Below are 942 nucleotides of genomic sequence, written 5' to 3' on the forward strand. Positions count from 1 at the left end.
GGTGCGCAGGACGACGGGGCGCCCCCGGCGGGCCCCTGCCCGTCGCCGCGCCCGGCCGCGCCCGACGCCTCGCGCAGGCGCTGCACCCACTTGGCGGGCTCGACGAACTCGACGCGCGTGTCATTGAGGGACGTCGTCGCCATGACGGCGGGCAGCGCCACCCCCTCGGGAACGTTCTCGTAGGGGGTGTAGGCGCGCATCGCCGCGAAGACGGCGGGATCCGTGATGGGATCGCCCCACTCCTGCCACTCGCCGACGGTCAGCGGCAGCGACGCGTCGAGGATGGTGGTGAGGGCATCGACGAAGGGCACCCCCGCGAGCACCGCCCGGAACCGGTCGGGCGCCTTGTTGACGACGGCGCCCATGAGGAGGCCGCCCGCGCTGCGCCCCTCGGCGACCAGGCGGGACGGGTCCACCCACCCCGACGAGGCCAGCCACTCGGCCACGTCGATGAAGTCGGTGAACGTGTGCTCCTTGGCCAGCCCCTTTCCGTCCTCGTACCAGGCGCGCCCCATCTCGCCGCCGCCGCGCACGTGGGCGATCGCGAAGACGCAGCGCCGCAGGAGCGGCAGGCGCAGGGCGTCGAACTCGGGGTCGTAGGACACCTCGTAGGCGCCGTAGCCCGTCAGCCAGCCCGGGTTCGTCCCGTCGGGGCGCGCGTCGCGGTGGTGGACCAGGGTGACGGGGATGCGGGCCGCCCCGTCGCGGGCCGCCACCCACACGCGCTCCTCGACGAACTCGTTGGGGTCCCATCCGGGCGCGTCCTGCGTCTTGATCGGCGTGACCGCCCCAGAGGCGGGCTCCACCAGGGCCGTCGTGGGAGGGAGGACCTGGGATTGGTACTCCACTCGGAGCGTTCCGTCGCAGTAGCGGCCCTCCTCCGCCGAGAGCGTGCGGACGGGGCCGGGGGCGTCGACGAAACGGCCCGCGTCCTCCCACGCG

Annotated in this window: 1 protein-coding gene; it reads right to left on the reverse strand. The window is 74.4% G+C overall.

Annotated features, from left to right (window positions below; translation table 11 throughout):
• The coding region (locus BH719_RS10155; protein ID WP_009744159.1) for a prolyl oligopeptidase family serine peptidase at positions 1-942 on the reverse strand (942 nt) is incomplete at both ends.

This window comes from Pauljensenia hongkongensis (assembly GCF_001746855.1).
Classification (GTDB): domain Bacteria; phylum Actinomycetota; class Actinomycetes; order Actinomycetales; family Actinomycetaceae; genus Pauljensenia; species Pauljensenia hongkongensis.